This is a genomic window from Natronoglycomyces albus (genome assembly GCF_016925535.1).
Lineage (GTDB): Bacteria > Actinomycetota > Actinomycetes > Mycobacteriales > Micromonosporaceae > Natronoglycomyces > Natronoglycomyces albus.
Genome location: NZ_CP070496.1, coordinates 43,800 through 69,996, shown reverse-complemented (window position 1 = coordinate 69,996; position 26,197 = coordinate 43,800). Strand labels below are relative to the sequence as shown.

At 63.5% G+C, this 26,197-nt stretch carries 22 protein-coding genes; 5 read left to right on the top strand and 17 right to left on the bottom strand.

The window, feature by feature from the left end; translation table 11 throughout:
* Positions 1–147: 147 nt before the first annotated feature.
* From serC to JQS30_RS00245, 4 genes are all read right to left on the bottom strand, one after another.
* Positions 148–1,323 carry a phosphoserine transaminase gene (serC, locus tag JQS30_RS00260; RefSeq protein WP_213172897.1) on the bottom strand — a complete coding sequence of 392 codons (1,176 nt, stop codon included), beginning with the start codon at positions 1,321–1,323 and terminating at the stop codon, positions 148–150.
* Between the two features lie 371 nt (positions 1,324–1,694).
* Positions 1,695–3,851, bottom strand: coding sequence for a PIG-L family deacetylase (locus JQS30_RS00255; RefSeq protein ID WP_213171422.1), 2,157 nt, complete (start codon positions 3,849–3,851; stop codon positions 1,695–1,697).
* Positions 3,852–4,453: 602 nt separating this feature from the next.
* Positions 4,454–5,551, bottom strand: coding sequence for a citrate synthase 2 (locus tag JQS30_RS00250; RefSeq protein WP_213171421.1), 1,098 nt, complete (start codon positions 5,549–5,551; stop codon positions 4,454–4,456).
* Between the two features lie 909 nt (positions 5,552–6,460).
* Positions 6,461–7,204 (bottom strand): hypothetical protein, encoded by a 744-nt coding sequence (locus tag JQS30_RS00245; protein ID WP_213171420.1) that lies wholly within the window; start codon positions 7,202–7,204, stop codon positions 6,461–6,463.
* Positions 7,205–7,439: 235 nt separating this feature from the next.
* Between JQS30_RS00245 and JQS30_RS00240 the strand changes: the two genes are divergently transcribed.
* Entirely contained in the window at positions 7,440–8,882 is a 1,443-nt protein-coding gene (locus tag JQS30_RS00240) for an aldehyde dehydrogenase family protein (RefSeq protein ID WP_213171419.1), read from the top strand.
* A gap of 68 nt (positions 8,883–8,950) precedes the next feature.
* Here the strand turns inward: JQS30_RS00240 and pstB are convergent, their stop codons facing one another.
* The 10 genes from pstB to JQS30_RS00190 form a co-directional block, all read right to left on the bottom strand.
* The gene (gene pstB / locus JQS30_RS00235; protein WP_343076145.1) at positions 8,951–9,814 is read right to left on the bottom strand and encodes a phosphate ABC transporter ATP-binding protein PstB; all 864 of its coding nucleotides are present in this window, start codon (positions 9,812–9,814) and stop codon (positions 8,951–8,953) included.
* A 1-nt stretch (position 9,815) separates the two neighbouring features.
* Positions 9,816–10,727, bottom strand: coding sequence for a phosphate ABC transporter permease PstA (gene pstA / locus JQS30_RS00230; protein WP_213171418.1), 912 nt, complete (start codon positions 10,725–10,727; stop codon positions 9,816–9,818).
* Positions 10,724–11,707 carry a phosphate ABC transporter permease subunit PstC gene (gene pstC / locus JQS30_RS00225; RefSeq protein WP_213171417.1) on the bottom strand — a complete coding sequence of 328 codons (984 nt, stop codon included), beginning with the start codon at positions 11,705–11,707 and terminating at the stop codon, positions 10,724–10,726. The genes pstA and pstC overlap by 4 nt, the downstream gene beginning before the upstream one ends.
* The gene (gene pstS, locus JQS30_RS00220; protein WP_246497974.1) at positions 11,708–12,784 is read right to left on the bottom strand and encodes a phosphate ABC transporter substrate-binding protein PstS; all 1,077 of its coding nucleotides are present in this window, start codon (positions 12,782–12,784) and stop codon (positions 11,708–11,710) included. It lies immediately after the preceding gene.
* Between the two features lie 614 nt (positions 12,785–13,398).
* Positions 13,399–14,265 (bottom strand): DUF6042 family protein, encoded by an 867-nt coding sequence (locus JQS30_RS00215; protein WP_213171415.1) that lies wholly within the window; start codon positions 14,263–14,265, stop codon positions 13,399–13,401.
* Positions 14,266–14,682: 417 nt separating this feature from the next.
* A complete protein-coding gene (locus tag JQS30_RS00210) occupies positions 14,683–14,925 on the bottom strand; it encodes a hypothetical protein (protein WP_213171414.1) in 243 nt (80 codons plus the stop codon).
* Positions 14,926–15,134: 209 nt separating this feature from the next.
* On the bottom strand, positions 15,135–15,614 hold the full coding sequence (locus JQS30_RS00205; protein ID WP_213171413.1) for a DUF7144 family membrane protein: 480 nt from the start codon (positions 15,612–15,614) through the stop codon (positions 15,135–15,137).
* 117 nt (positions 15,615–15,731) lie between these two features.
* The gene (locus tag JQS30_RS00200) at positions 15,732–16,331 is read right to left on the bottom strand and encodes an anthranilate synthase component II (RefSeq protein WP_213171412.1); all 600 of its coding nucleotides are present in this window, start codon (positions 16,329–16,331) and stop codon (positions 15,732–15,734) included.
* Positions 16,328–16,639, bottom strand: a complete 312-nt coding sequence (locus JQS30_RS00195) for a hypothetical protein (protein ID WP_213171411.1) — start codon at positions 16,637–16,639, stop codon at positions 16,328–16,330. The genes JQS30_RS00200 and JQS30_RS00195 overlap by 4 nt, the downstream gene beginning before the upstream one ends.
* 57 nt (positions 16,640–16,696) lie before the next feature.
* Positions 16,697–18,538 (bottom strand): sortase domain-containing protein, encoded by a 1,842-nt coding sequence (locus tag JQS30_RS00190; RefSeq protein ID WP_213171410.1) that lies wholly within the window; start codon positions 18,536–18,538, stop codon positions 16,697–16,699.
* Positions 18,539–18,856: 318 nt separating this feature from the next.
* Between JQS30_RS00190 and JQS30_RS00185 the strand changes: the two genes are divergently transcribed.
* The 3 genes from JQS30_RS00185 to JQS30_RS00175 all read left to right on the top strand — a co-directional run bounded on the left by JQS30_RS00185 (position 18,857) and on the right by JQS30_RS00175 (position 21,358).
* A complete protein-coding gene (locus tag JQS30_RS00185) occupies positions 18,857–20,113 on the top strand; it encodes a sensor histidine kinase (protein ID WP_213171409.1) in 1,257 nt (418 codons plus the stop codon).
* A complete protein-coding gene (locus JQS30_RS00180) occupies positions 20,104–20,751 on the top strand; it encodes a response regulator (protein ID WP_213171408.1) in 648 nt (215 codons plus the stop codon). Before JQS30_RS00185 ends, JQS30_RS00180 begins: the two co-directional genes overlap by 10 nt.
* Positions 20,752–21,094: 343 nt before the next feature.
* Complete coding sequence (locus JQS30_RS00175) at positions 21,095–21,358, top strand: cell division protein CrgA (RefSeq protein ID WP_213171407.1); 264 nt, start codon at positions 21,095–21,097, stop codon at positions 21,356–21,358.
* A gap of 211 nt (positions 21,359–21,569) precedes the next feature.
* Here the strand turns inward: JQS30_RS00175 and JQS30_RS00170 are convergent, their stop codons facing one another.
* The gene (locus JQS30_RS00170) at positions 21,570–22,742 is read right to left on the bottom strand and encodes a thiolase family protein (RefSeq protein WP_213171406.1); all 1,173 of its coding nucleotides are present in this window, start codon (positions 22,740–22,742) and stop codon (positions 21,570–21,572) included.
* Positions 22,743–23,267 (bottom strand): YbhB/YbcL family Raf kinase inhibitor-like protein, encoded by a 525-nt coding sequence (locus JQS30_RS00165; RefSeq protein WP_213171405.1) that lies wholly within the window; start codon positions 23,265–23,267, stop codon positions 22,743–22,745.
* A gap of 221 nt (positions 23,268–23,488) precedes the next feature.
* Here JQS30_RS00165 and JQS30_RS00160 point away from each other — a divergent pair, with 221 nt between their 5' ends.
* Positions 23,489–24,583 (top strand): aminotransferase-like domain-containing protein, encoded by a 1,095-nt coding sequence (locus JQS30_RS00160; protein WP_213171404.1) that lies wholly within the window; start codon positions 23,489–23,491, stop codon positions 24,581–24,583.
* Between the two features lie 683 nt (positions 24,584–25,266).
* Here the strand turns inward: JQS30_RS00160 and JQS30_RS00155 are convergent.
* A complete protein-coding gene (locus JQS30_RS00155; protein ID WP_213171403.1) occupies positions 25,267–25,725 on the bottom strand; it encodes a hypothetical protein in 459 nt (152 codons plus the stop codon).
* Positions 25,726–26,197 lie beyond the last annotated feature (472 nt).

Below are 26,197 nucleotides of genomic sequence, written 5' to 3'. Positions count from 1 at the left end.
CTCCCTTGGATGCGGGCATCAGTGCCAGAGGAGGGCCCAGTGGCCTCTGTAGGCGCTGCCAGATCGGTGCGGCCACCGCTTGAGGCAACGGTGGCCGCCAGCTTCGGCACGGGCCGGTTGGTCCGATTAGTTGGTCGGCCGGGCCGCCTAGCCCGACCGCTCCGATAAGAGCCGCTCGATCACATAGTCCAGGCACTTGGTCAACGCCACCGTGTCGGCGGGATCGATCGCCGGGTAGGTTGCCACCCGCAGCTGATTGCGCCCCAGCTTGCGATAGGGCTCGGTGTCGACCACGCCGTTGTCTCGCAGTACCTGCGCCAGGCGCGCCGCGTCCACTGACTCGTCGAAGTCCAGCGTCACCACCATGTTGGAGCGAATGGCCGGGTCGGTGACAAACGGCGAGGCCACCGGCGAGGACTCCGCCCAGCTGTACAGTGCCCCAGCCGAAGACTCGCAGCGTTTCGCCGCTATCGACAGCCCGCCCGCGGCGTTGAGGAGGTCCACTTGTTCGGCGGCCAACACCACCGTGGCCACGGCCGGAGTGTTGTACGTCTGTTCCTTGCGGGAATTGTCAAGCGCCGTCTTCAGGTCCAAGAATGCCGGGATGTAGCGCCCTGAGGCGGCGATGCGTTCCACCCGTTCGATCGCGGCCGGGCTCAACAGCGCGATCCACAGGCCCCCGTCCGAGGCCAGGCCCTTTTGCGGCGCGAAATAGTAACAGTCGCTCTCGCGCAGATCCACTTCCAGGCCACCGGCGGCCGACGTGGCGTCGTGCAACATGAGCGCGTCGGTGTCGGCGACCCGTTTGACCCGCACGGCCACGCCGGTGGACGTCTCATTGTGCGGCGTTCCGTACACGTCCACGCCCTCTTCGAGGCGCGGATGGGCCGCGTGCGGAGGCTCGGCGGTGATCACCGTGGGCTCCTGTAGGTGCGGGGCCCGCATCGCCTTGGCGAACTTGGAACCGAACTCACCGAACGAAATCGCCTGCGCCTTCGTCTCTACCAGTGAGAACGCCGCCGCGTCCCAAAAGGCCGTCGTGCCACCGACGCCGAGAACGACCTCGTAGCCCTCCGGCAGGCTGAAAAGGTCCGCCAGGCCCCGGCGCAGCCGCGCCACCTGACCCTTGACGGCCGGTTTGCGGTGAGAGGTGCCCATGACCTCGGCACCGAGTCCGGCCAAAGCCGCCAGCGCGGCTTCGGGCACCTTCGAGGGTCCCGCGCCGAATCGCCCGTCTGCGGGCAGGAGGTCGGCCGGTATGCGAATCTGCTGGTTTGTCACCAGTAACTCCAATGCAAAGTGTCGAGGCTGTGGCGCGAGCATGCCCGCTGCGGCCACGGAGTTGCCTCCGCGCGTGGAGTCGGGCTGCTGTTGCCGCAGCTTCTCGGTATGAGGACGGCGCCACCCTGTGCGAAAGGGCGTCGAGACCAACTCAAGGAATACCCCGCGCAGACTGGCAGGGTGGCTTCGTTGGCTGGTTGTGGCGTTTGCGGGGCTGTGTTAGTGGGCCCTGAGGCCGTCTGAGGTGCCCGATGTGGCGAACTGCCTGCTCGGGTGGTCACCCGAGCGTGGCACCGCGAACGCCGTTGCGGCGACACTGCCGACTGCCTCACACTTTACGCCCTAAATAGCGGCGGCGCGCACAGCCGTCACGGCGTTGGCGCACCGTGAGTCGATGTCTCGGTTCAGGGGTCTCAGCTGCCGGAGAGTTCCGGTGTGTCGTAGACGCTCCACTGTTGCGGCATGACGCGGCTGGGCGTTTCCTGGTGCGCGCTCATCAGTTCGCCGTCGACTCCCAGCGCGAGTAGATGCAGTCGGCCCTCCCCGTCAAACCATGGTTGCGGTTGCCGCACCAGCACCGGGCCGCCGATCGACCACACCGCTTGGGCGTTTCGTTGCAGGCCTTCGGCGTCGGTCAGGGCCACGGCGGTCACGCCTTGGTCGTTGTCGGTCGTGACCACGATGGTTCCCTCGGCGTTGGAGGCGAGCACGGGGGCCATGACCCCGCCGTCGAAGTCCAGGCGGCAGGAGGACCACTGGTCGTGGTCCAGCGTGTGTGCGAGTACCGCGCCCGTTTCGGGTTCCCGCGCGGCCACGACTAGCCGTTCGCCGGGCAGCCACAGGGCCGCTGGCGCGGAGGCGTGTGCGCCCAAGCCCAGTCTCTCGAAGTGCCATTCGCCTCCGCGGCGACGCCACACCACCAGGTCGTCGGCCGCGGCGCCGTAGAACTCCGGTTCTCCCTGGGGGTTGATGACCGCGGCTATGTCGGGTTGGACCATGTCGCCGGACAGGCGCGTCCACGCGGCCCAGGTGCCGTTTTCGTTGCGGGTGCGGACCGCCAGACGCAAGTCGGGGCAGCGCACCGCGACCACGAAGGTGCCGTCGGGCAGTTCCACCGCCGCAGGGGTTCCGCCGTGGCGGGAGTCGTTGCCTTGGGAGGACAGGTTACGCAAGTTAGTCCACTGGTCTTCGTCCACCGCGTAGTGCATGATGTCGCGACGTTGCCGGTGGCGGCTGGCTCGATATTCGGGAGCCGTGGCGAACACGTGTCGCCCGGTGACGGTCAGGGAGGGCAGGACGGCGGCTCCGGCCACCGGTTTCCATTCCTGGCCCTGTCGCAGGCTCAGACGCATTCCTCGGACCGCGACCGGGGTTGGTACGCCCTCCTTCCCCCTCACCAGTGCCAGGCCCGAGGAATGCCGTGGGTGCGTGCTGGCCCCATAGCCCGCCCCGGTGCCCAAGGTGGTGACCTTCAAGTCTCCACAGCCGAAGTCCATGTCGCATTCGCCGCGTTCTAGGAATGAGTACACGTCCAGTGGGCGGCCCTTGGCCACCCGGTTGATCTGGCTGAGGTTGCGCGGCCAGCGCCGGTTGTAGTAGCCGCGGTAGGACTCAACGGATGCCCGGCCGCCCCATTCGCGCACCGCGTTCCATCCGAATAGGGCCGCTGCGGTGTGGTCGATGTGGTCGGAGTAGCCGCTTTGGTCGGCTCCTTTTCGTTGGTCGGTCCAGTCGGGGTCGGCGTCGAGGAGGGCCACTGACGTGGGTTGGTAGTGCTGGAGGAAGTGCAGCAGCATCAGGTGTAGGTCTTCGCGGGTGTATTTTCCTCCGTGCGCGATCGCCGTGTCGGATGCGTGCAGGACGTGTTGTGCGTCCAGTTCGCGTTCCCATAGGCCCATGAGTCGCTGTTTTCCGCCCCACACCTTCCCGAGGTCGGTCCACATGCTCACGAAGATCATGTGGATGCCGGGGTGGTCTCGCAGGGTGCACAGTTCCACTTGCTGGCCAGACTCCAGTTCGATGGAGTATCGATCCCATGGGTGGTCGGCGTCTTCGGCGATCATCGAGGCCCACGCCCGCCGTAGGCCCAGGCAGCGGGCGGCGGCGTAGCCGGCGAAGTCGGGGGTGGTGGGAGCGTCGGGGCCGTTGCGTCCGTTGGCCTCTCCGGCGGTGAGGCACACGTTGATGAGGTTGGTGCCCTCGCGGGCCGCCCACAGAAGGCGCGGATTGATGAAGAACAGGTCATCGTCGGGGTGGGCGACGATGTTGAGTTGGGTTGGGCCCTCTGGCGGTGGCGGCAAGGTCGCCAGTGCGGTGATGTTGCGGCTGTCGAGGACCGAGCGGGCGGCTTCGGCTCCGGCGGCGGCCAGTCCGACCGTGGCCAGTCCGCCAGTCAATAGTACGCGGCGGGACGCGCTCCACTTGGGGCGTTTTGGGGCCTGTTTGGGGGGTGGAAAGGCAAGGCCAGCTGCCGGCTTCTCGGCGTGGGTGGCCGCGTCGCCGGAGTGGGTTGGCTCGGGGGTGGTTTCGGCCTTTGGCCCGGGCGGCTTTTGGAACTCTTTTTTCGACATGGTGGTGGGTGTTCTTCTGATTGGGAGTTCGCCCCTTCACACCGAGTTTGGCCACGTCGAGGCGGACGCGGGGTGCGCACGCGGCGGGTTTTGACATGGCGGTGGCTGCGGGGGAAGCGCGGTCGGGGGACAACAGTCGCGGGGTTCGTTTGGGGAGGCTTGCGCAAAAGGCACTTTCGGCGTTCTCGTTGGCTCGTTTACCTGCGTAAACTTCGCCTCCTGCGGCCTTGAACGTGCACGTTTGCATAAGTCTTAAGGACTAGCATGGTTACGGGCTGTGATTGCCGCGCATCGGGCGGGGTGTGGGACCGGTTGCGCTGCGTTAGAAGGGCATTGGGGCAAGTGGGTGTGTCGTGGGCATCGGCGTTCGGTGGGGCTGGGCACCCCGTTGTTAGGCCGGCGGAGCCGAACTGGATCTACCGTACTGACAGAGCCGCTTGGGCGAAACCCTCCGACTGACTGAAATCGACGCCCGCATGATCCATTGTCTATGGTGCGGCGTCGCCGGGCCGCTTTCTGTGGCGGGCAGTGGCCGGCCCGCCAGGTGGCGAATGTGGGAACCGGTGGGTCGGGCGACCCACCGGTTCCCAAGCCAGCGCGGCTTATTGCAGGCGCTCCCACCCCGGAACATCCGTAGGTTTGCGAGGCCCAGGTCCAACATAAGTGGCCGAGGGGCGGACGAGGCGGCCGAGGCCCTTTTGCTCCAAGATATGGGCGCTCCATCCGGCCACTCGCGCACATGTGAACAGTGGGGTGAACAACTCGCCGGGCACTTGGGCGAAGTCGAGGACGACCGCCGACCAGAATTCGACGTTGGTGGCCAACACGCGGTCGGGTTTGCGGGCCTTCAACTCGGCTAGGGCAGCCGATTCGAGTGCTTCGGCGACCTCGAAGCGCGGCGCGTTGAGGGTGCGAGCGGTGGCGCGCAGGACACGGGCGCGTGGGTCTTCGGCTCGGTAGACGCGGTGGCCGAAGCCCATCAGTCGGTCGCCTCGGTCGAGCAGCTCGCGCACGTAGCCCTCGGCGTCGTCACGGCGTTCGACCTCATCGAGCATGTGCAGCACCCGCGAGGGGGCACCGCCGTGCAGGGGCCCGGACATCGCTCCGATGGCCGAGGAGATGCACGCGGCCGCGTCGGCCCCGGTGGAGGCTACGACGCGGGAGGTGAATGTCGAGGCGTTCATGCCGTGTTCGGCCGCGGAGATCAGGTAGGCGTCGACGGCTTTGACGTGGTCGGGGTCGGGTTCGCCGCGCCATCGGCGCATGAATCGTTCGGTGATGGTGGTGGCTTTGTCAATTTCGCTTTGCGGGACGGTGGGCAGTCCCGACCCCCGGGCCGATTGGGCGATGAAGGACAGCGTCGTGACCGATACGCGGGCGAGGTCGGATCGGGCGGTGTCATCGTCGATGTCCAGCAGTGGCTTCAATCCCCAGTAGGGGGCGAGGATGGCCACGGCGGCTTGGGCGTCGACGCGGGTGTCTCCGGATGTGACGGGAACGGGTACCGGTTGCGCCGGTGGCAGTCCATTGCCGAACTGGCCGTCTACTAGCAGGCCCCACACGTCCGAATAGGAGACCTCGCCGATGAGGTCTTCGATGTCGACGCCCCGGTAGCGCAGTGAACCCCCGTCTTTGTCGGGCTCGGCGATTTCGGTCTCGAAGGCGGTGACGCCTTCTAGCCCGGGTTTGAACTCAGACATGCGTTAACTCCTGAGGTGATATCCCTGGGGCTCGTCGGTCCCGGTGGTGCCTCGCTGCGGCGAGTCATCGGCCTCCGTGCTGCCACGGTGTCGAAATGGTGACTGGAGCCACTCGGCGCGGGTCGGCGAGCCTCTTTGTTGAGCGTCGCGCCGGGAAATCCGGACGACTTTGTTGTTTGTCTGCAGGTGTGCGCACTGCGCGGTGGGCCAGCGGATGGTCACCCGAGGATCGGTTGTGGGGTGGTGACCTGGGTGAGTGCGTCGCTGCGGGTCATTTTTCTTTCCCGATTGCGGCCAGGTACGGCGGTGCCGGATAGCCCTTTAGGGTTTCGCCGCAGGCCAGGCTTGCGGTTGGGCCCTTTCGTCAGCTCCAGGCACCTTATTTACTTGAAGCTGCAACTCGTAGAAGAGATGGTGCCTTATTTGCGTAACGAGATGAAGACATCAGCCTCCATTCGGGGCCGTGAATTGGTCGTGCGAGCCGCAACGGGGTCGGATCTGACCGCGAGCGCGCATATTTTGTCGTGAAATGTCGCATCTCTTTCAGAGGATATGCATAACTTGCTTTGTCAGTATCAATGATTCGCTGAGATTTGAAACACATTTGTGAGCTTCACTGCAACCTTCTGGCCGCGAGAAACCTTTAGCGCCATTGACATATCGCCCCCGCGCTTTGCGAACGCACAAAATAGCGGCCCGAGCATATGCTCGGGCCGCTATCTGAGACTAAGTGAACCGGCACGCCCAACGGCTCAACCGCCAGCGTGATCACCGACGGCGCCGTCCGAGCCGACTTCGCTCTCTATCGACGAAGAACCAGTTCAACTTTCACTTTGCATAAAGACCGCATCGCGCCACGGCGAAAATCCCTGTCACGTGCGATCTGGCTGGTTGACAGAACCAATCGGGTTACTGCTGAGGCCACTGCTGTCCGGGCTGACCGGGCTGCTGCGGCTGCGAAGGCTGCTGCTGCGGCTGGGCTACCTGGCCAGTCTGGTACTGCTGCTGCATCTGCTGTTGCGCGGCGGCGGCCGCGGCCTGCTGCTGGGCCTTGGCGGCCTTGTCTTCCTCAGACTCCGGTCCACCGCGCAGGAGAGCGGCGGCAACCAGACAACCAACGGCGGCGATCAGGATGATCGCACCGATCCAGGCAGCGGCGTCCCCCTTGTCACCAGAGGAAGTCACTTCACCGGTCTCAAAGTTCATCTGCGAACCGTGATCGGACACCGCGGTCACCAGGAAGTTGCTGAAGACCAGCACCCCGGCCACGAGAGCCAGCGATTGCCATAGCTTGCGCAACTGCGGGCCCAGGAAGAACGTCAGTCCGACCATAACCAGTAGTGCAGTCGAGGTCGTCTGCACGCCACCGACGGTGCCGATGGTGAAAGAGCGCATCGCGTCCTCACCGAAACCGGCGATCAGCGTAGCGACGAGATATCCACCCAGACCCGACAGGGCCAGGATGGCCGGAAGGGATGGCACACCGATCTTGTCAAAAAAAGACGGTCCTGCGGGCGCGTATCCGTACGCCTGCTGTTGATACTGCGCCTGCGGAGAGGCGTAAGGCTGCTGTTGGTATCCCCCGGGAGCCTGCGCGGGTTGCCCAGAGGTCGGTTGCGGGTATCCCGCTCCCTGTTGTGGTTGTTCGCTCATATGCACCATGATGCCTTGTTCGCGCTAGTGTCCTCCACCCCATTCGACAATTTAGGCCTTTGCTCAGCCACGCACGCCGACCGCGCCGAGGTATCCACGCGGCCAAGAGCGCCTGTGCTGGCGTTTCTCTCCACCACATTCATATCGAGGGCATCGTCACTCTTATGAGACCGCCGTGGGCAATCGCTGCCGCATAAGGGCCGAAACTCACAGTCTTGACCTTTAGGCTAAGGACATGGCACATCGTTTGCGCCCCGTCGCCCCCATATGGGTGGCCGGGCGACCCCAGCACGGGGAAGAGGAATTCTTCATCACCCACCCTTGGGACTCGGCCCCGGTGGGCGCGACATCGTGGGCCACGCCCGCGCAAGTGGAGACCGCAATCGCCACGGCTTGGGCCGACGCCGAAGAGTGCGCCGAGCTGCCCGCGCACGTACGCGCCGCCGCGCTGGACCATGTGCGCCGCCGCCTGGCCGAAGAAACCGAAAACCTGGCCGAGCTCATCTGCGCCGAATCTGGCAAACCCATCACCTGGGCACGCGTGGAGGTAAACCGCGCCGTCTCGACGTTCCGGTGGGCCGCCGAGGAGGCACGACGGTTCTCGGGCTCGCTGCAACGACTCGACACCGACCCAGGGGCGGTAGGACGCATGGCGATGGTGCGTCACTTCCCGCGTGGGCCAGTACTGGGCATCACGCCGTTTAACTTCCCACTGAACCTCGTGGCACACAAAGTAGCGCCCGCCATCGCCGCGGGCTGCCCGATCGTGATCAAACCCGCCCCAGCCACACCGCTGGTGGCGCTGCACTTGGCCGCGATCGTCTCCGAGACCGGACTGCCACCGGGAGCCCTGTCGGTCCTACCGGTCCCCAACGAACGCGCCGAGGCACTGGTCAACGACCCGCGCCTGCCAGTACTGTCCTTCACCGGTTCAGAGGTCGTGGGCAACCGCCTGCGCGCCCAAGTGCCCACCAAGCACCTGACGTTGGAACTGGGCGGCAACGGGGCCGCGTTGGTCACCACCAACTACCCCGATCGCGACTGGGCCGCCCAACGCATCGCCACCTTCGGCAACTACCAGGCCGGGCAGTCCTGCATCGCCGCGCAACGCATCTACATCGAAGAAGCGGCGTTTTCCGACATGCGCGACCGCATCATGCGCCAGATCGCCGAACTAGGCACCGGCGATCCCTCCGAGGCCACGTGCAAAGTCGGGCCACTGATCAACGAGGCCGCCGCCAAGCGCGTAGCCGACTGGGTCGCCGAGGCTGTGGCCGAAGGCGCCACGCTCCTGACCGGTGGCGCTCGCGAGGGGGCCACAGTCGAGCCGACCCTCCTGACCGACGTAGACGCCGATTCAAAGGTCATGCGGGAGGAGATATTCGGCCCCGTCTTGGTCCTGCAAAGCGTCCGCACCTTTGAGGAGGGCCTAGCCGCGATCAACGACTCCCGTTTCGGTCTCCAGGCGGGCGTGTTCACCGACTCGATGTCGCAAGCGATGCACGCCCATCGCACGTTGCAGGTCGGGGGCGTCATTATCGGCGACGTACCGTCGTTCCGGGCCGACCAGATGCCCTACGGCGGCATCAAGGAATCCGGCGTGGGCCGAGAGGGCGTGGCCTCGGCCATGCGCGACTACACCTATCAAAAGGTCATGGTCATTCCACACACCCTGTAACGGGCCGAACCTCATAGCCAGCCAGAAGTCAGGGCCACTGTGCGATGAGTGCTGCTGAGGCTAATCGACTAGCCAAAGCGGCCCGTGATGTAGTCCTCGGTGCGCTGATCGCTGGGGCTGGAGAAGATCTTGGCGGTGTCGTCGAACTCGACTAGGTGCCCGTAGCGTTCTCCGGCCTCGTCAAGGTCGGCCGAGAAGAACGCCGTGTACTTGGAGACGCGGGCCGCCTGCTGCATATTGTGCGTGACGATGACGATCGTGTAGGTCTGGGCCAGTTCGTGCATCAGCTCTTCGACCTTCACCGTGGCGATGGGGTCCAACGCCGAACATGGCTCGTCCATGAGCACCACGTCTGGCTCCACGGCGATCGTCCGCGCGATACACAGTCGCTGCTGTTGGCCTCCCGACAGCGCCAGACCGGACTTCTTGAGGTTGTCTTTGACCTCGTCCCACAGTGCCGCGCCTCTGAGCGCCTGCTCTACGCGGTCGGCAAGATTGTCGGTCATGCCGTTGATGCGCAGCCCATAGGCGACATTGTCAAAGATCGACTTGGGGAAGGGGTTGGCTTTCTGGAACACCATGCCGATGTGTCGACGCACCTGGATCGGGTCGACGTTGGGCGCGTAGATGTCTTGGCCTCGATAGGTGACGCCGCCGGTGACCCGCGCCCCGTTGACTAGGTCGTTCATGCGGTTGAGGCTGCGCAGCACAGTGGACTTACCGCAACCGGACGGCCCAATCATGGCAGTGATCTGGTTGCGCCGCACGACCATCGACGCATCACGCACGGCGTGGTGTGCCCCATAGTGGACGTTGACGCGGTCGAGTTCCATGATCGACTCGGTCGCTCCGGATTCCTCCAGAACTGACCCACCGACCTCCGGTTTGGCGGTGCGGATCTTCGATGCGTGTGCGTTCGACATGTTGGGCATATCAGCGCTCCTTAACGGCGTAGCGGCTGGCGATGAATCGAGCCGCGAGGGTGAAGATCATGACGATGGCGATGAGGGTCAGTGCCGCGCCCCAGGCGCGTTCCTGTGCCGGTTCGAACGCCATCGAAGCATTGCGATAAATCTGGGCGGCCAACGTGGTGTTGCCGCCGTCGAAAAGGTTCCAGTTGGGGCTGAAGGCAATCCCGATGGTGACGACCACCGGCGCGGTCTCTCCCGCCGCACGAGCCACGGCCAGCAGCGACCCGGAGGTGATGCCGGAGGCCGCAGAGGGCAAGACCACGGTGAGGATCGTCTTCCATTGGGGCGAACCCAAGGCGGCAGAGGCCTGACGTAGCTCGTCGGGGACGAGCTTCAACATCTCCTCGGCCGAACGAATCACGATGGGCAGCATGAGGCAGGCCAGCGCGAGCGCTCCGGCGAAGCCGGACTGTTTGCCGGTTGTCAGCACCCACACGATGTAGATGAACAAACCCATCACAATGGAGGGAACACCGGTCATGACGTCGGCCATGGTCCGGATGACCTTCGCCAACGGCTTGTTCTTGCCAAACTCATTGAGGTAGATCGCCCCGGCGATACCCACGGGGATCGCCATGAGCGCGGCGGCTCCGGTGATGAGGATGGTGCCAAGCACGGCCGGTCCCATCCCGGCCCCTTCGCGCCGATAGTTGCGTGGGATGTCCCAGTTGAGGAAGTCGAGGCTGATCATGCCCGATCCACGGGAGACCACTTGGTAGACCACGAGCCCCAGCGGGATGACCGCGGCGAGGATGGCCAGCGCGATTACGACGGAGGTGGCGTGGTTGGTGAGTCGGCGGCGCAGCGATACTCCGCGACTGGTGAGGTCGGGCTCGGGTGAGCTGGAGGTTGGTTGGTCCGTCAGCAGGCTCATGCGCCCACCCCCCTCATGCGAGCTTCGGTGCGGCGCACGACCACGCGGGCCAGCAGGTTGATGGTGACGGTGATGCCGAAGAGGACCACTCCGATGCCGACGAGTCCGGCGGTGTGGACGCCGGAGGATTCGCCCCATTGCTGGACGATGACGGCGGCCATGGTGTTACCCGAGTCGAACAGGTTGGCGGTGATTTGGGTGGCTCCGCCAATGACCAGGGCCACGGCGATCGTCTCACCCATCGCTCGGCCCAGGCCCAGCATCGAGGCTCCGACGAGGCCGCCGAAGGAGTGCGGCAGGACGGAACCTTTGATCATTTCCCAGCGGGTGGAGCCCAGCGCGTAGGAGGCCTGTTTCAAGGCTTCGGGGACGGTGGAGAACACTTCGCGGCTGATGGAGGTCACGATCGGGATGATCATGACCGCCAGGATGATTCCGGCGGTGAAGAAGGTGCGCCCGGAAGTGGTGGGTTCTCCGAAGAGTGTGCCCAGCAGCGGGATCGAGCCGACCGCGTTGTGGATGCTGTCGTAGAAGGTGAACGCGGACGGAGCGACCACCAGGATGCCGACCAGCCCGAACACGACCGAGGGGATGGCGGCTAGGAGGTCGATGACGGTGATCGCCGGGGTACGCAGCCACTTCGGCGCGTATTCGGTGGTGAACAGGGCGATGCCGATCGCGATGGGAACGGCGAAGATGAGGGCGATGATCGAGGTGACGGCGGTGCCGAAGATGAACGGCAGGGCTCCGAAGATCATTTCGTGCGGGACCCAGCGGTCTCCGATGACGAAGTTGATTCCGGCGTGTTTGAGAGCCGGCCAGGCTTGATAGACCGAGGCTACGAGGATGAGACCGAGGGTCACCAGCACCAGGGCGGCCGCCGAGGTGACGGTGGCTTTGAAGACCCCGTCGCCCAGGGAGCCACGTCCGATGATCTTGCGATCTTGGGAACTGTCGGGAGAGCTGTCGAGGGAGGTCATTTACCACTCCACCCGGTCTAGCTGCTGGAGTGCGAGCTCGCGCAGTGATTCGGGGAGGGCCGCGTAGTGTTCCTCGGCGGCCAGGTCTTGACCTTCGGTGAGCAGCCAGGTCAGGAAGGTGTGGGTGTTTTTCCCTTGCTCGGGGTTGTGGCTGTAGTCGGGCCGCACCAGCAGGTAGGTGGGGGAGGTGATCGGGTAGGCGTCGGCACCGGCGGCGTTGAGCGGGTTGTAGGAGAGGTCGTCTTCGACGGTGGCTCCGGCCAACGCGGCGGTGGCGCCTTCGAGGGAGGGGGCGACGAAGTTGCCTTCGGCGTTTTCGATGGCGGCGGTGGGAAGGTTGAGGTGGCGGGTGTCGGCGTAGTCGATGTAGCCGATGGCGCCTTCGGAGTGTTCGACCAGTTGGGCGACACCGGTGTTGCGGTCGCCGCCTTGGGCGCGAGTGGGCCATTCGATGGCGTCGCCGGCGCCTAGCCGCCAGTTGTCTGCGGCTTCGTGCAGGAAGCGGGTGTAGTTGCCGGTGGTGCCGGAGCCGTCGGCGCGGTGCACGATGGTGATGGGCGTATCGGGCAGGTCCAGCTCGGGGTTGTCTGCGGCGATGGCGGGGTCGTCCCAGGTGGTGATGTCGCCTTGGAAGATGTCGGCCAGGGTCTCTTGGCGTAGTTGCACCTGGTCGATGCCCGGGAGGTTGAAGGACACGGCGATGGGGGCGGCGACGGTGGGCAGGTAGTAGAAGTCGCTGGCGTCGAGGTTGTCGCCCTCGCCCACTAGTGAGTCGGTGCCAGCGAAGGCGGTGAGGCCGCCTGAGAATTCCTGTTTACCGGTGCCCGATCCCGTGGAGTTGTAGTCGATGACTAGGTCGGGAGCCCAGCGGGCGAATTCCTCGATGGCGACTTGGTAGAAGGCGTCGGGAAAGGAAGCTCCGGAGGCGGACAGTTGCCCGGTGTAGTCGGCGTAGGGGGAGTCGGCGATGGGCTCTAGGCCGCCGCCGCCGCATCCTGCGGTTATGGCGAGAGCTCCGGCGGCTGTGACAGCGATGAGGCTGCGCCGGGCGGTCGATCCACCGTGAACTTTGTTCACTCTTACGTCTCCAACATGAGGCGATGGGTTGCATTGCCGTGGGTCTGGCCAAGTACGAGTCGAACCGGTTGGTTCAACAGCTGTTGGCTGGCACGCAAAGTTGATGTTGCGTGCAGTTTCATTGGAGATGAAAGAAGTGCACATGAGGCGTCACGAAAGTGAACACAAGGTGAACAAGGCCAGGTAGTGGTGTCGAATTGTCGACACATATGACTAAAGAGACGGCGAACACACCGTTAGCTATCGATGTGTATCACTTTGTCCGAATGTGAGAGTGACTGGCGGCGCTCCATATTCAAAGCCAGACATCGGAAAGATCCGCGACGCGGGCCACAGTGAAGCGCAGGTAAACCCCATGGGGCGGCCAATCGGCGGGCGTCGCGGACGAAGATGAACCAAGCTGGGCCCGCCAGGCCAGATCCAGGCCGGTGCCCACGCTCACGCGTGGGGAGGAGATCCAGCCCGAAGCCTGTGCGCGAACCTGAAGCGAAGTCGTGGCGACACCCGGCCGGGTGTCGCCACTGGCCCGGCACACGCCAATTCACACCACGACGGGGTCAATGACGCACCGGTTCTCATTCGGGGAACACACTGTTCCCTACTGGACTGGGACTTTAGCTGTGCTCAGGTGGCAGTAGCTCATCGTTGGTGTAGGCGGCCAGCAGTTTCACCGACGCCGACAGCTCGAACGACTCGTCGATCTTGACCGTTTCCAGGTCGGTGTCCTCTGTCGAGATATCGCCCTTGGCGGCCAATTCCAGGAGCATTCCGCGGATGACCGGAGCCGGGACATCGGCCACCTCGGCCAAAGCGTGCAGGTTGACGGCCCCACTGACGTCGGGCTGCTCATCGTCGAGCGTCACATCTGCGGACAACCCATGCGAGTGCGGGGCGTCCCCAATCAGGTTGCGAATGGCGATAGTCGTCAGTTCCTCGTAGTCGGAGCGCTGGTCCGCGCTCTCCTCCAAGGCTTCCGACTGGTCGAACGCCAGCACGTCCAGCGGGTTACGGGTCAGCTGCGGTGCCAGCCATTGCTCGCCGTCAGGGCCGGTGAACTCGCGGTATAGCTCAATATTGATCAGGAATTGCAGCAGTTGCCGCACGGTGTGCGGAACCGGTACTTCGGCGCGCCGACAAGCGGTTGTAAACCGCTCGATGCGCTCGGAGCGTTCTTGAGTCGTGTGGTCGTACTCATCGCGAGCCTCTTTTTCGGCCACCTCGCGGGAAGTGCCGGGCATGTTCTCCTGCGCCTCGGCGATCCAGTCGTCCACGTCGCCTGGGTCGCACCAGACGGGCTCATCCCAAATTCGGGTGCCATCTTCGGGGGATAGCTCATCCCACCACGTCGTTGGAAACGGATCGAGGCTCGGGACCACCCGAAATAGCTCTACACTGCATGGCAACCAGCGAATCCAGGCTGGGTGCATAGGCGCGCGGACCGGGCCCACATTGTCGTCACCGGGTTGTTCGAAACTTTCCACCTTTTGACGGTAGCAACTGACACTGACGCTGCACAGGCGGTATTTCAGTTGTGGCGGGGCTCGCCGAGAAAGAACCCGTTCGCAGCAGGGGCGCGGTCGCGAATCGGGGAGTCCGCGCCGAAGTTAGTGGCGCTCAGAGAGAGGAACTTGTTTCAGGCATGAAAAAAGCCGCCTCGGCGAATCTGTCGGTGTTGCTCAGTGCCCGTTGAGTGCCCTTTTGCCGAGGCGGCCACCCACGCGGAAAGTGTTGCATCTCTCGCGTTGTGGTTCACATTACTGCAAACTTCCGAGGTCGCACTAGCCCAAATGGCTAGGAGGGGCAAACCGTTCGGATGAATCCTGAGTATTCTTCATGCGTATGTCGCAACTGGCTTCTAAGTGAACAGGAAAATCGCACATCCATTGCGCCCCATAGGGTTACGTGCGACCATCGGTCAAGAGATCCGGTGTCACGTAGTCCAAAGTCCGAACCTGCTGCCGCAGCAGTTGCCCCACTTCGACAATCTGGTCAGCCGCATTGAGCACCAGCCAGTTCTCAACACTTCCCACGCTGCCACGATTCGCGATCGGAGCTTCGGTTCCACAGCCAGCAGGGGAGACGTCACCCCACTCTTCGGCTTCATCCGAGACGTTGGTGGACGTATTCATGTGGTCGTTCATGGCCGTAACCTAACGCTTCACAGCGACGGGCTTGTGTCCGACACTCCGGAGACTTCGCTGTGTCGAATACCCGACGAAAGATCAACCACCACCGCGATCCAGCAACCCAGCACACCCCACCGTCACAGTCGGGCCTACCGCTTCACCAGAACGAACCCGACCCAAAACATCCACACAGCGCCAGTTGGGCCCACGCACTGCCCGCCGCATTACTCCGCGGCGTGGTGGTGACCTGTCCGGCCAGAACGCCGCCGTCCCGCCCGGGTGCGCCCCTCACCGGCGGCCAAGAAACCCTCCGAGGTCAGCACGGCCCACAACACCACGATATTTACCACAATGATCAAGGTCGACCACAGCGGATACTGCGGCGCGAGAAAAAACTGATTGATGGCCGAAATCATCACGATCAAGATCGTGACGATGCGGGCGAACATCGACCCCTTGAACAAGAGATAGCCCAACATGATCACCGTCAACCCGAGCAGGACATTCACCCAGCCCCACGCCGCGTTGTCGACCCGGTACCAATACTGCTCACCGGCGAACAAATAAGTGTCCCCAGTAATCACCGCATAACCGACAAACAACTGCCACGCACCGGATATCACCATCAACACAGCAGCGAACAACAAATTCCCGCGCTTCCGCGACGGGGCCTCCGGCGTGGTTGGGTCGTTGGCCTTCACCATCTACGTCCTACCCCCTGCGTGACGGTCGACTGATCGGTTGGCTCCCTATATTCCCCTATCGGCCCCAGCCCCCGCGCACCTAGGGCCAAGTTCACCACCGCGCCCAGCCAGCGGCGTCTAAGCGCGGCGGGCCTCAGCAGGCGGCTCACAGCGACGAAGCCAATTACGCAGCAGGTCACGGCCATGCTCGGTCAAAATCGCCTCCGGGTGGAACTGCACACCCTCCACATCCAACTGACGATGCCGCAAACCCATCACGACACCATCCTCAGTCGTGGCCGTCACCGCCAAACAATCCGGCACAGTCGCCGGATCAACGCTCAACGAGTGATACCGCGTCGCCGTGAATGGCTGCGACAGGCCCGCGAACACCCCACAGCGGTCGTGCGTGACCTCAGAAGTCTCACCGTGACGCAGTTGCTCAGCCCGCACCACCTCCCCACCCCAATACGAGGCGATCACCTGATGCCCCAAACACACACCCAGCATCGACACCGCGCCGGCAAAGTGATCGAGCAGCTGATGGCAGATCTTGGCCTCCTCGGGCAAACCCGGACCAGGGGAAAGCAACACCCCATCCGGATCAATGCTCACCGCCTCATCGATCGTGAGCGTCTCGCTGGGCCGCACCCACACCTGAGCCCCCTCAGCGCGCAAATAGCCAACGATCGTATGCACGAAAGAATCGCGACAGTCCGCCACCAAGATGCGGCTCATCCGCCACCCTCGCCCTCGCCATCAGGTGCCTCGGCAGTCTCATAGTCTTCCGGGTCAAAGCTGGGATTGGGGCCCGTGACCCCATCGGGCAACTGCCCGTCCTCCTCCCCATCGACATCCTGCGACGTCGTGGGAGCTGGCCCAAAGTCGTTATCACCCAAATCGACATCCACCCACGGCAACATGGGCCGCACAGCCGGAAAAGCCACAAACCACAGCAACGCCAGCGTCAGACCGAGCAACGTCAACGACTGCCCAGTCTTGGCCCACACATTGCCCGGCAACTTGCGCCAGATCCAGCTATACATGCGTATCCAGTCCTGTCGATTCGGGTTTCACAAACGGGTCACAAACGCCGCTGCGGCTCAACGATTGGGTTGAATCGCCGCCTCGGGCATCTCCTCTCCCCGCTCCAAAGTGTCAGTCAGCTGCGCGGTCACCACATACCGGTGGGTGTTATCCCACAGCGGGTCACACGTGAACAACGTCAGCCAATAGTCCTCATCGCCCGGCTCCACTCCGGGCCCACCCGCGCTCCCGTCGGGCCTAGGCGGAACCGGCGCGACAATCTCCATCGCCGTGTCCTCCACAACATGGTCGAACCGCACCTCATAGACAAAGAAATTGTCTCGCGTCTCCACCACGACCTTGTCGCCCGGCTGCAAATCGCGAATGCGCTGGAAAATCGCGGGAACATTATGCCCGGCAAGCGTCATATTGCCCTGCTCACCCGGATAGGCCCCATCCCGCCAGCGCCCTGGAGCCCATTCGATATCGGCCAGATCAGTTCCCTCGACCAGCACCCACGGCTCAGAACGAATATCCGGTGCCCACATGCGGGCAAACGCGTCGCCCATCTCCGGGACGAGGGCCGCCCCGTCCTCCTCCTCGGGAATCGGCTCGGCCCACAGGTCATCGAGCGTGGCACTGGCCTCGTCGCGGGCGGAGTTGATCTGCGCGCTCACGCCCCAAATCTCATAGGCGGCGAACAGCATCACGATCACGCCGAAGGTCACCAGGATTTCACCGGCTCCGCGCACGACCTTGCGGACCACGTCGGCGGGGCCAGTGTGATCGCGATGTCGTTTGACCGATTGCTTGCGGCGAGATTCCTTGTCGGCTCCCTCTGGGGCCGGGGACGGGTCGGCGGGGATCTGCGGGAGGATGGCGGTCTCATCGGGGCCGGGGATCAGGCTGGCCGGGGACCGGTCCTTCTCTGAGTCAGTCGACGGGGAAGGCTCAGCTGGGCTAGGCGTGGTCGCTCCAGGCGCGAAGGCGGACTCCGAGGGGGTCGGGTTCGGAGGGCTGATCTGGAGGCGGAGGGTGTCGGCGGCGGGGGCGGACCCACCAACATCGGGTGTGGCCAACGAAGGCCTCGGGTGGCGGTCGTCCTGTTGAGCTCGGGTGGGGGATGGGCTGAACTGGTCGAACTGATGAGGGCGCGGCTGAGAAGTCGGGGGTGCCTCGTCCACCGGCCCCACGCTGGCCCGGGCCGAACTGACGCTAGTGCTTCGATTGGTCGGCGCTTTCGCGATGGCGGGGCCCACCGAGGGCGGCCGGGAGGTTGGCGGTACGGCGGGGGATGACACCGGATACGCGGCCTTGGGGTTCGCACTCGGGGGGGAGGCGAAGGCGGAGGGTGCCGCTGGGGTTACTGGGGCAGCCGAGCCAGCGGTGGAGCCAGGTGACGAAGCGGCTTGGGACGTGTAGGCACTGGCACCGGAAGCGCCCGCGACGGAGTCTGTACGTGGTGAGGGGCCAGCATCGGCCTGGCCCGCCAAGGCACTGTCAAACCGGTTGTGGCCTGTCCGCGCTCCAGCCACCGGGGAGGTGGCCCAAGGGTCGCTGCCATATGGGTCGGCGGGAGGAGACGGCAATGCCGTTGTGCCCCTAGCCGAATCGGGTGCGCTTCGATGGGGGGATGGGCGGCCAGCGGCGGCCTCGGGGGTGAACGACCCGGCGTCGGGGCTGTCGTCCCACGAGCGCGGGGCCGAAGGCGCAGGAGTCTGAGCTTGCGCGTATACCGACCCTGAGGCGGGAAGGCTGCCCGAATCTCCGGTGCGGAAGCTGAAGGGGGCGGCGGCGTTGTGGTCAGACCGCTCGCCCTCGTTGGCCGGAAAAGGCTGGTCTACCCCTGTGCGCGATACGTTACGCGCTCTTGGCGACGGCCGCTGGTACGCCTCGCCCTCACGTGGGTAGTTGCTCATGCCCGCCCCTCAAGCGAATTGAACGTCCTTTCAAGTTTAACGTCTGAACCCGACCTCAGGTGGCGGACGAAAGTGGAGGAATTTACATCTATTCGGCCGACTGGGCCCGCAACCCCGGTTCCCCTCGACGATAGCCTCCCCTTCCCAAATGACAAGGCGGAAGCCAAAACCCACCGCGTCCAGGCATTAACTCACGTCTTGGAGCGGTCGAGGCGGACCATAGCCCCCACAGATGGGCATAAGGTAAGGCAGACCCCACCAGCAAGACACTTGCGTACAGGATCGATATAGCCCCGCGCCAAACCTAGATTTGGAACCATGAAGCCAATCATTCACCGACTCGGACGGGAAACCGCCTATCTTCTGGCCACATTCCCCGTCGCGGTCATCGCTTTCACCCTCGTCATGGGCGGGGTCAGCCTCGGAATGTTGACCCTTGTCATTGGTGTGGGGGTGGTGGTCTTCGTCGGAGTCCACTGGGTCGCGCGTGGATTCGCCGCGACCTGCCTTATCAGCATGCGGGCCATTCTTGGCCAAGAGACTCCCGACCCGAGCCACTCCCGCCCACCACAGGCGGCCAGTCCACTCCGCCGCCTTTTGCACCCGCTCTTCGACCGACAATCCTGGCTCAACCTGCTGTGGTGTGTCATCAACTTCCCACTCTCCCTGGTCACAGCATTTCTGACCATCGTTTCGTGGTGCGTCGCTCTCAGCCTCCTGGCCTTCCCCCTATATGGCTGGATTCTGAACCGGTCACCCAACTCCAATCCCACGATTCCGGCCCTCTGGCTGGGGCTGGGTGACTCCATTGCCATCACCACGGCTCTCTACTTCGTCGTTGGGCTGCTGTTCGCCGTGGCCCTGCCCTGGCTCATTCACGCAATGGCCATCCTCCAATCCGGTCTCAGCCGCGTCTTGCTCACCTCCTTCGGAACCATGCAAGAACGCCTGGAGACGCTCACTGAATCTCGCGCCGCCGCCACCTCGGCAGAGGCCATCGCGCTACGCCGACTCGAACGCGACATTCACGACGGACCCCAACAACGTCTGGTCTATCTAGGTATGGAGCTGTCCCGGCTCAAACGCAACCTGAAGCAAGACCCCGATAACGCCGACAAAGCTCTCGACAAAGCGATTATCGAAACCCGAGACACTTTGAACGAGCTGCGAGCCCTATCGCAAGGCATCGCCCCGCCGGTCCTGACCGACCGTGGACTCAACGCAGCGCTCTCCGCGCTGGCGAGCCGAAGCACGGTTCCCGTCGACATCGAATTGGACCCCGCCGAACGCTACGAGGCACCGATAGAAAACGCGGTCTACTTTGTGGCAGCCGAGGCGCTGACCAATATTTCGAAGCACTCCCAGGCATTGCAAGCCTCACTGGTGCTGACGCGGACCAATGCGGGCAAACTGCAAGTGTGCGTCGGCGACAATGGGATAGGCGGCGCGCACGTGAGGAAAGGCCACGGGCTCCAAGGGTTGACCGACCGGGTGCGGGCCGTCGACGGGAGCCTGACCATCTCCTCGCCCGAAGGGGGACCGACATTCATCGTGGCGCAGATTCCATGCGAGTAGTGGTAGCCGACGACGCGGTGCTGATCCGCTCAGGACTAGTGGCGCTGCTGGAGGAATTCCACTGCCAAGTCGTGGCCACCGTGGGCGACGGCGATGCCTACGTCGAGGCTGTCGCCGAGCATCGACCCGACGTGTCGGTGGTGGACGTGCGGATGCCGCCCTCGTTCACTGACGAAGGGCTCCGGGCCGCTATCAAAGCACGGCGGGCGGTGGCGGGCACCCCAATTTTGATCCTGTCGCAATACGTCGAGGTCTCCTACGCCGATGACCTCCTCGCCGACGGTCACGGCGCCTTTGGGTACCTGCTGAAAGACCGAGTCATCGACGCGGAGGACTTCATGGCCTCGTTGCGCCGAGTAGCCGCTGGCCAGACAGTGTTCGATCCGCAAGTGGTCTCCCAATTGATGGTTCGGCGCAGCACGACAGACCCCTTGTCCGGACTCACGCCACGGGAGCGAGAGGTCCTTTCCCTCATGGCCGAAGGGAAGGCAAATCGCACGATCGGTCGCGAACTGGTGATCAGTGACGGTGCCGTGGAGAAACACATCCGCAACATATTCACCAAGCTCGACCTCGGGGCCGACAATGGCGACCAGCATCGTCGCGTTATGGCCGTTCTTGCGCATCTTCGGCAGTGAAACCGCAGGTCTGCGACGTTCGAAAGCGTTGCATCGGTCACATCGCAGCCTCAGGGTCCGCTACCAATGTGCGATACTCGCACCTACAGGCAGTAGCCTGGATAATGCCAATGTCCCTCGACAGAGGGTTCACGCCATATGAGCTCCTATCAGGTTTGACCCGCAGCCAGGATGGTGGCTGTCAGTGCATGGGAGGCGGAGGTGCTTGTTCACACCCAGCGGGTACGGGCAAGGGCCGAAACGCAACCAGGCGCGACAACACGCCACCACAGGAAGAAGAAAAACCTGATAAGGGCTCTACACAGCCCCGAGACCCAACGGAACCCTCAACTGGAGTAAACCGATGCCAAAGTCACGAGTTCGCAAGAAGAAAAACTACTCAGCTACTGGCACTGCCCGCTCACAATCGACCGGCGATGCCAATGAGCCCAGCCCGCAGTGGGTACCGATCACGGCAGTCTCGCTGATCGCGTTCGGCATCGGATGGCTCGTGCTGTTCTACCTCTCCGGCGGTGCCTACCCAGTCGCCGCGTGGCAGTACTGGAACCTGGCCGTGGGCTTCTCCGCCATGGTCGCCGCCCTCATCGTCCTCTCGAAGTGGAAATAGCGCCCAACAGGGCATCTCGGGGTCGCGTCCTCTCTGGCCCGAGACCATCGACCCTTCGCGCCACGACACACAGGCGAACCCTCAGGGAGCACTTAGGACCCCGGCCGCTGCGGCCCTTTCGCCCAGCCAGCCCGCGCGGGTTCACAAACTCCATAGCCGAAAAAGTGGGCCCGATGTCGCATCGGGCCCACATAACGCCTGGAATGTTGCCTCAGAGAAGTTCCAGCAAGCAGGCATTGGCCATGCCGCCGCCCTCGCACATCGTCTGCAGTCCCAGCTGCGCGCCACCAGCCTGCATGTGATGCAGCATGGTCGTAGCCAGCCGCGCCCCCGACGCTCCCAGCGGGTGGCCCAACGCGATCGCTCCCCCGCGCGGATTGAGCTTCGCCTCATCTGCCCCAACCGCGTCCATCCACGCCAACGGAATCGACGCGAACGCTTCGTTGACCTCGTAGGTGTCCACATCGCCAATGGACACCTTGGCCTTCTCCAGTAGCTGCTTCGTCGCGGCGATGGGACCATCGAGCATGATCACCGGATCAGAGCCGACCACCGTGGCCGCCTTGAACTTGGCGATGGGTCGCAGCCCCAAAGCGCGCGCGTGCTCCTCGGTAGTGACCAGCACCGCCGAGGCTCCATCTGAAATCTGGGAAGACGTCCCGGCCGTCACCATCCCGTCCTCCGTGAAGGCGGGCTTAAGTCCAGCCAAGGCCTCCAAGGTCGCATCGGCCCGGATTCCCTCATCGTGGTGAACCTCGCCCACCGGCGCGATCTCGGCCGCGAACGCCCCCGAAGAACGAGCCGCCTGGGCTTTTTGATGGCTACTGAGCGCGAAGGCATCCATGCGCGGACGGTCGATGCCATACTTTTGCGCCACCAGCTCAGCTGAAATCCCCTGGTTAAACGGCACCGGCACCCCAATGTTGACGTGTGGTTCCGCAGCGAAACGTCGCCGCACCGAAGGGCCATAAGGCCAGCCATCCGGGCCCTCGGAGGACCCAGCGGAAGACCCCATGGGCACGCGCGACATCGACTCAACCCCGGCGGCGACCACCATTTTCGCCTGCCCGGACTCCACAGCCGCAGCGGCCATGTGCAACGTCTGTTGGCTGGAACCACACTGCCGGTCGACCGTGGTCGCCGGAACCTCAAAGGGCCAACCCGCCGCCAAAACCGCGTTGCGTCCAACGTTCCACGACTGCTCCCCAACCTGAGAGACGCACCCCATCATGACGTCGTCCACCGCCTCAGGCTCAACCCCGGCCCGGGCGATCACGGCATTGAGCACGTGGGCACCCAAGTCAACTGGGTGAATACCCGCCAACGCTTTGCCGCGCCGCCCCAGTGGGGTGCGCACCGCCGCGACGATTACCGCTTCGCTCATCTAGGACCCCTGGTAGATCGGGGTGATCAGACCGCGCCCGATCACGTTGAAGGTGATATTGAAACCGCCGACAGCGCACGAGGCGTCCACCGGTACATCCAGCTTCTGCTTCAGAGCGTGCACGGCGAAGATATAGCGGTGCGCGAATGGTTCCCCCGGCGGCGGGGCGGCCCCTCCAAAGGAGTACTCGCCCATGTCATTGCGCAGTTGCACCGCACCGCCGAGATTTGCTCCAGCCACGCCCGCGCCAGTTTCGAGTTCGGTGACCTCCACCGGCAAGTTGAGCAGCATCCAGTGCCACCAGCCCGAGGCCGTCGGCGCGTCCGGGTCAAAGCAAGTAATGGCGAACGCGGCGGTTTCGGCCGGAAAACCGCTCCACGACAGCTGCGGTGACACATTGCCGCCCTGGGCGGTCTGTGGTGGGGCCAAAGTTTCACCATCGGCGATGTCAGCCGAGGTCACCGAGAATTTCGGGACGCTAGGTAGAAAATCGTACGGATTCGGAGATTGCGGACGGTCGAGCATGGTCGTCTCCCTTCATCGCGGGTCAGTAACGTGCCTCACAGTGAAAAATCCCGCCCCGGAAACACCGTGTCAAGAAACGGTGATCTTCCTGCTACACACAAAGATTGGCAGGGATTAACTGGTGAGGACGCCAGACCACATTAGTACCAAAAACCGTAACTGTTGGACCTGAACAGGTCCTGCTTCTCTTCGGGCCAGTCATGGCGCTTAGTCTTGATGTCATGTCTGCTACTGACGTAATTTCGTTCTCACGTGGTGCTCCCTCACTCGACATCGTCGACATCGAGGGCATCAAAACCGCTTCGAGGAAGGCACTGGAGGAAGATCCCGGTGCGATTGCTGGCTACGGCAACGCCTACGGCTTCCCCAAGATGCGCGAATGGCTGGCCAACAAGCACAAGGTGAGCGTGGACAACGTCCTAGTCACCAACGGCTCGCTGCAAGCCGACGCCTTCCTGTTCGATCTGATGGTCAACGAGGACACTCCGGTGATCGTGGAGCGTCCCACCTATGACCGCACCCTGCTGGGACTGCGGCAACGCAAAGGGCAGCTGCACCCAGTCACGGTAGATGACGACGGCATCAACGTCGAGGAACTAGAGGCGCTACTCAAAAGCGGAGTGCGCCCGGCGCTGGCCCACATCATCCCGAACTTCCAAAACCCGGCCGGGGTGACGCTGTCGGAAACCAAGCGACGGCGTCTGCTGGAGCTGGCCTCCGAATACGACTTCATGATCTTCGAAGACGACCCGTACCTGGACATCCGTTTCCGGGGCGAGTCACTGCCGACGATGCAGGAGATGGACCACAACGATCGGGTCGTGTACGCCTCTTCGTTCTCCAAGACGGTCTGTCCGGGCCTGCGTACCGGTTACATGATCGGCCCGAAGGAGTTCATCGACCGGGTGGCGAAGCTGGCCGGGACGGTATACATCGCGCCGAACAACTTCGCGCAGGCGACGATCTACCAATTCGCGGCCTCTGGTGATATCGACCGGTCGATCGCGACGGTATGTCAGGCGCTAGAGGAGCGTGTCGACCAGCTGGCGACAAGCTTGCGTAAACACCTGCCACAAGCAGAATTCGTCACGCCCGATGGCGGCTACTTCCTGTGGGTGGACCTAGGCGAAGGCGTGGACGTGGCCAAGGTGGCACCGCGCGCCGCCGAGCTGGGCGTGCAGGTAGTCAAAGGCACCGACTTTGTGCTCCAAGGCGGGGAATCCTCGCTGCGACTGGCGTACTCGGCGGTTCCGGCCGAACGCATCGACGAGGGTGTACGACTGCTGGCACAAGCGGTCGAGGAGACCAAGGCGTAGAGCCCCTAACAGATTTCATCCCTACTTCGGTGGGTGCGAAGGGTCCCTCTTCGGGGGCCTTCGCACCCATTTGTCGTGCCATCCACACCCCGCATTTGTGTTATATATGTCACCGTTCAGCAGTGCATATATACGTTCGGCAATCAGTCAATGACGACAAGTAGACGAAAAATGGCGGTTTTGCGCCATGTCGCATAGCCGCCACCCCACAAGTCTTCACAATCGGTCACTGGGGGGCAAGAATCATTCTTGTGAGCGCGATTAAAACTCGCGCTGGGAGACCTATTCCCGCCCCCATTGATGCCGGGTCGACTGGTTCGCTGACTCCCCCCCGCAGCGAAAAGTCGGCCCGGCACTATTTTTTGCCCCGGCCGATCGCCGACGGAGCCGGCACGGTCGGTCCAAGATTTCCGCGCGCTTGCCAGCAGTCTGCTGGAAGGCATTCGTGGAGATTCGTCACGCACCATCGCTGGCAGGGATCTTGGTGGGCGACGAGGATAGCGGCGCCTTCATAGACAGACGACTATGGCCCGCCCCAGAGTCTGAGCGTGCGCTCAGCACTTCTGGGCGGGCCATACGAGTCGTCTTACTGAATCGTCTCCCGACGAGGCCGTCTCAACCAGCGCGCAGGCATCACCATCGATCACCGGCGCGGCGAGAGGCGCAAGCTAAGTTGGCGCGAATTAGCGCGTCACCGACTCAACCAGATCGTCGGTCAGCTCTTTGTCTTCCACCTGCTCGGGGTTGAAATCCAGGTCGTCGTCGTTGTCAAGCAACTCTTCGACGAGCAGCTGCTCGCAAAGTTGCTCATTGCGGCTGCGGTACCACAAGTAACCGCCAGCGGCTCCGATCACGACGCCGGTCGCAATCGCGCCCACCGCCCACGGCCATTTCTTGCGCGGCTTCTTCTTCACGCCGACCACAACGAGTGCATTGTCCAGCTTTGGCCGCGCAACTTCGCGAGCTCTCGAGACGGAATCGGCGGTCTGCCGTGCGGCCGCTCCGCCTGCGCAACGCAGATGCCCCACTCCGCGGGAGAGGTTCTCACGGAACTCCTGGGCCGGACTGGATTGGCGGCTAATAAAGCCCATATTGCCTCCTTCATTTGAGGTGATGAGCAACAACACCTGGCCGTAAGTCACCAGAGTACTCCTGTTACGCACATTGTGGTTGACTTCCGAACAGCCAGAAGAGAACCGCGTTGACACTCAATTCACCAACGTGGCAAAGCCGAGCCCGCCGTTGCGCTCGGATGTGTCATATGTGCGCCACCGTCTCTGGATGGATTCACGGCTGCGAACGCTCTCGACCTCAGTTTCCTTATCGCCTTCATACTGTCGCAATCAATCGCGTCCGTCAGCTCAAATGGGAGAGAAAGTATCAAGGACCTGTCTTTAGGGCAAGGTCTTACGCAAAGGTGGCAACTCACCTGGGACAGCCAATACGACAACGCGAACTGCCAAGACTAGCCGCATAGGCGACAGGTTCGATCGCGTTTAGGCCCGCTCGTGGATTGGGCTGACCCAGTGACGCCTCGTGTGGCGATTCGCACCTGCGGGGCTCCTCCCCCCAATTCCTCACCACAAATACAGAACCAATAGCCGTGTGAACTGG

Bases quoted from the DNA above. Each gene is read 5' to 3' on its own strand.
- serC (WP_213172897.1), bottom strand. From the start codon at position 1,323: ATGCTCGCGCCACAGCCTCGACACTTTGCATTGGAGTTACTGGTGACA.
- JQS30_RS00255 (WP_213171422.1), bottom strand. From the start codon at position 3,851: ATGTCGAAAAAAGAGTTCCAAAAGCCGCCCGGGCCAAAGGCCGAAACC.
- JQS30_RS00250 (WP_213171421.1), bottom strand. From the start codon at position 5,551: ATGTCTGAGTTCAAACCCGGGCTAGAAGGCGTCACCGCCTTCGAGACC.
- JQS30_RS00245 (WP_213171420.1), bottom strand. From the start codon at position 7,204: ATGAGCGAACAACCACAACAGGGAGCGGGATACCCGCAACCGACCTCT.
- JQS30_RS00240 (WP_213171419.1), top strand. From the start codon at position 7,440: ATGGCACATCGTTTGCGCCCCGTCGCCCCCATATGGGTGGCCGGGCGA.
- pstB (WP_343076145.1), bottom strand. From the start codon at position 9,814: ATGCCCAACATGTCGAACGCACACGCATCGAAGATCCGCACCGCCAAA.
- pstA (WP_213171418.1), bottom strand. From the start codon at position 10,727: ATGAGCCTGCTGACGGACCAACCAACCTCCAGCTCACCCGAGCCCGAC.
- pstC (WP_213171417.1), bottom strand. From the start codon at position 11,707: ATGACCTCCCTCGACAGCTCTCCCGACAGTTCCCAAGATCGCAAGATC.
- JQS30_RS00210 (WP_213171414.1), bottom strand. From the start codon at position 14,925: ATGAACGACCACATGAATACGTCCACCAACGTCTCGGATGAAGCCGAA.
- JQS30_RS00205 (WP_213171413.1), bottom strand. From the start codon at position 15,614: ATGGTGAAGGCCAACGACCCAACCACGCCGGAGGCCCCGTCGCGGAAG.
- JQS30_RS00200 (WP_213171412.1), bottom strand. From the start codon at position 16,331: ATGAGCCGCATCTTGGTGGCGGACTGTCGCGATTCTTTCGTGCATACG.
- JQS30_RS00195 (WP_213171411.1), bottom strand. From the start codon at position 16,639: ATGTATAGCTGGATCTGGCGCAAGTTGCCGGGCAATGTGTGGGCCAAG.
- JQS30_RS00190 (WP_213171410.1), bottom strand. From the start codon at position 18,538: ATGAGCAACTACCCACGTGAGGGCGAGGCGTACCAGCGGCCGTCGCCA.
- JQS30_RS00185 (WP_213171409.1), top strand. From the start codon at position 18,857: ATGAAGCCAATCATTCACCGACTCGGACGGGAAACCGCCTATCTTCTG.
- JQS30_RS00180 (WP_213171408.1), top strand. From the start codon at position 20,104: ATGCGAGTAGTGGTAGCCGACGACGCGGTGCTGATCCGCTCAGGACTA.
- JQS30_RS00175 (WP_213171407.1), top strand. From the start codon at position 21,095: ATGCCAAAGTCACGAGTTCGCAAGAAGAAAAACTACTCAGCTACTGGC.
- JQS30_RS00170 (WP_213171406.1), bottom strand. From the start codon at position 22,742: ATGAGCGAAGCGGTAATCGTCGCGGCGGTGCGCACCCCACTGGGGCGG.
- JQS30_RS00165 (WP_213171405.1), bottom strand. From the start codon at position 23,267: ATGCTCGACCGTCCGCAATCTCCGAATCCGTACGATTTTCTACCTAGC.
- JQS30_RS00160 (WP_213171404.1), top strand. From the start codon at position 23,489: ATGTCTGCTACTGACGTAATTTCGTTCTCACGTGGTGCTCCCTCACTC.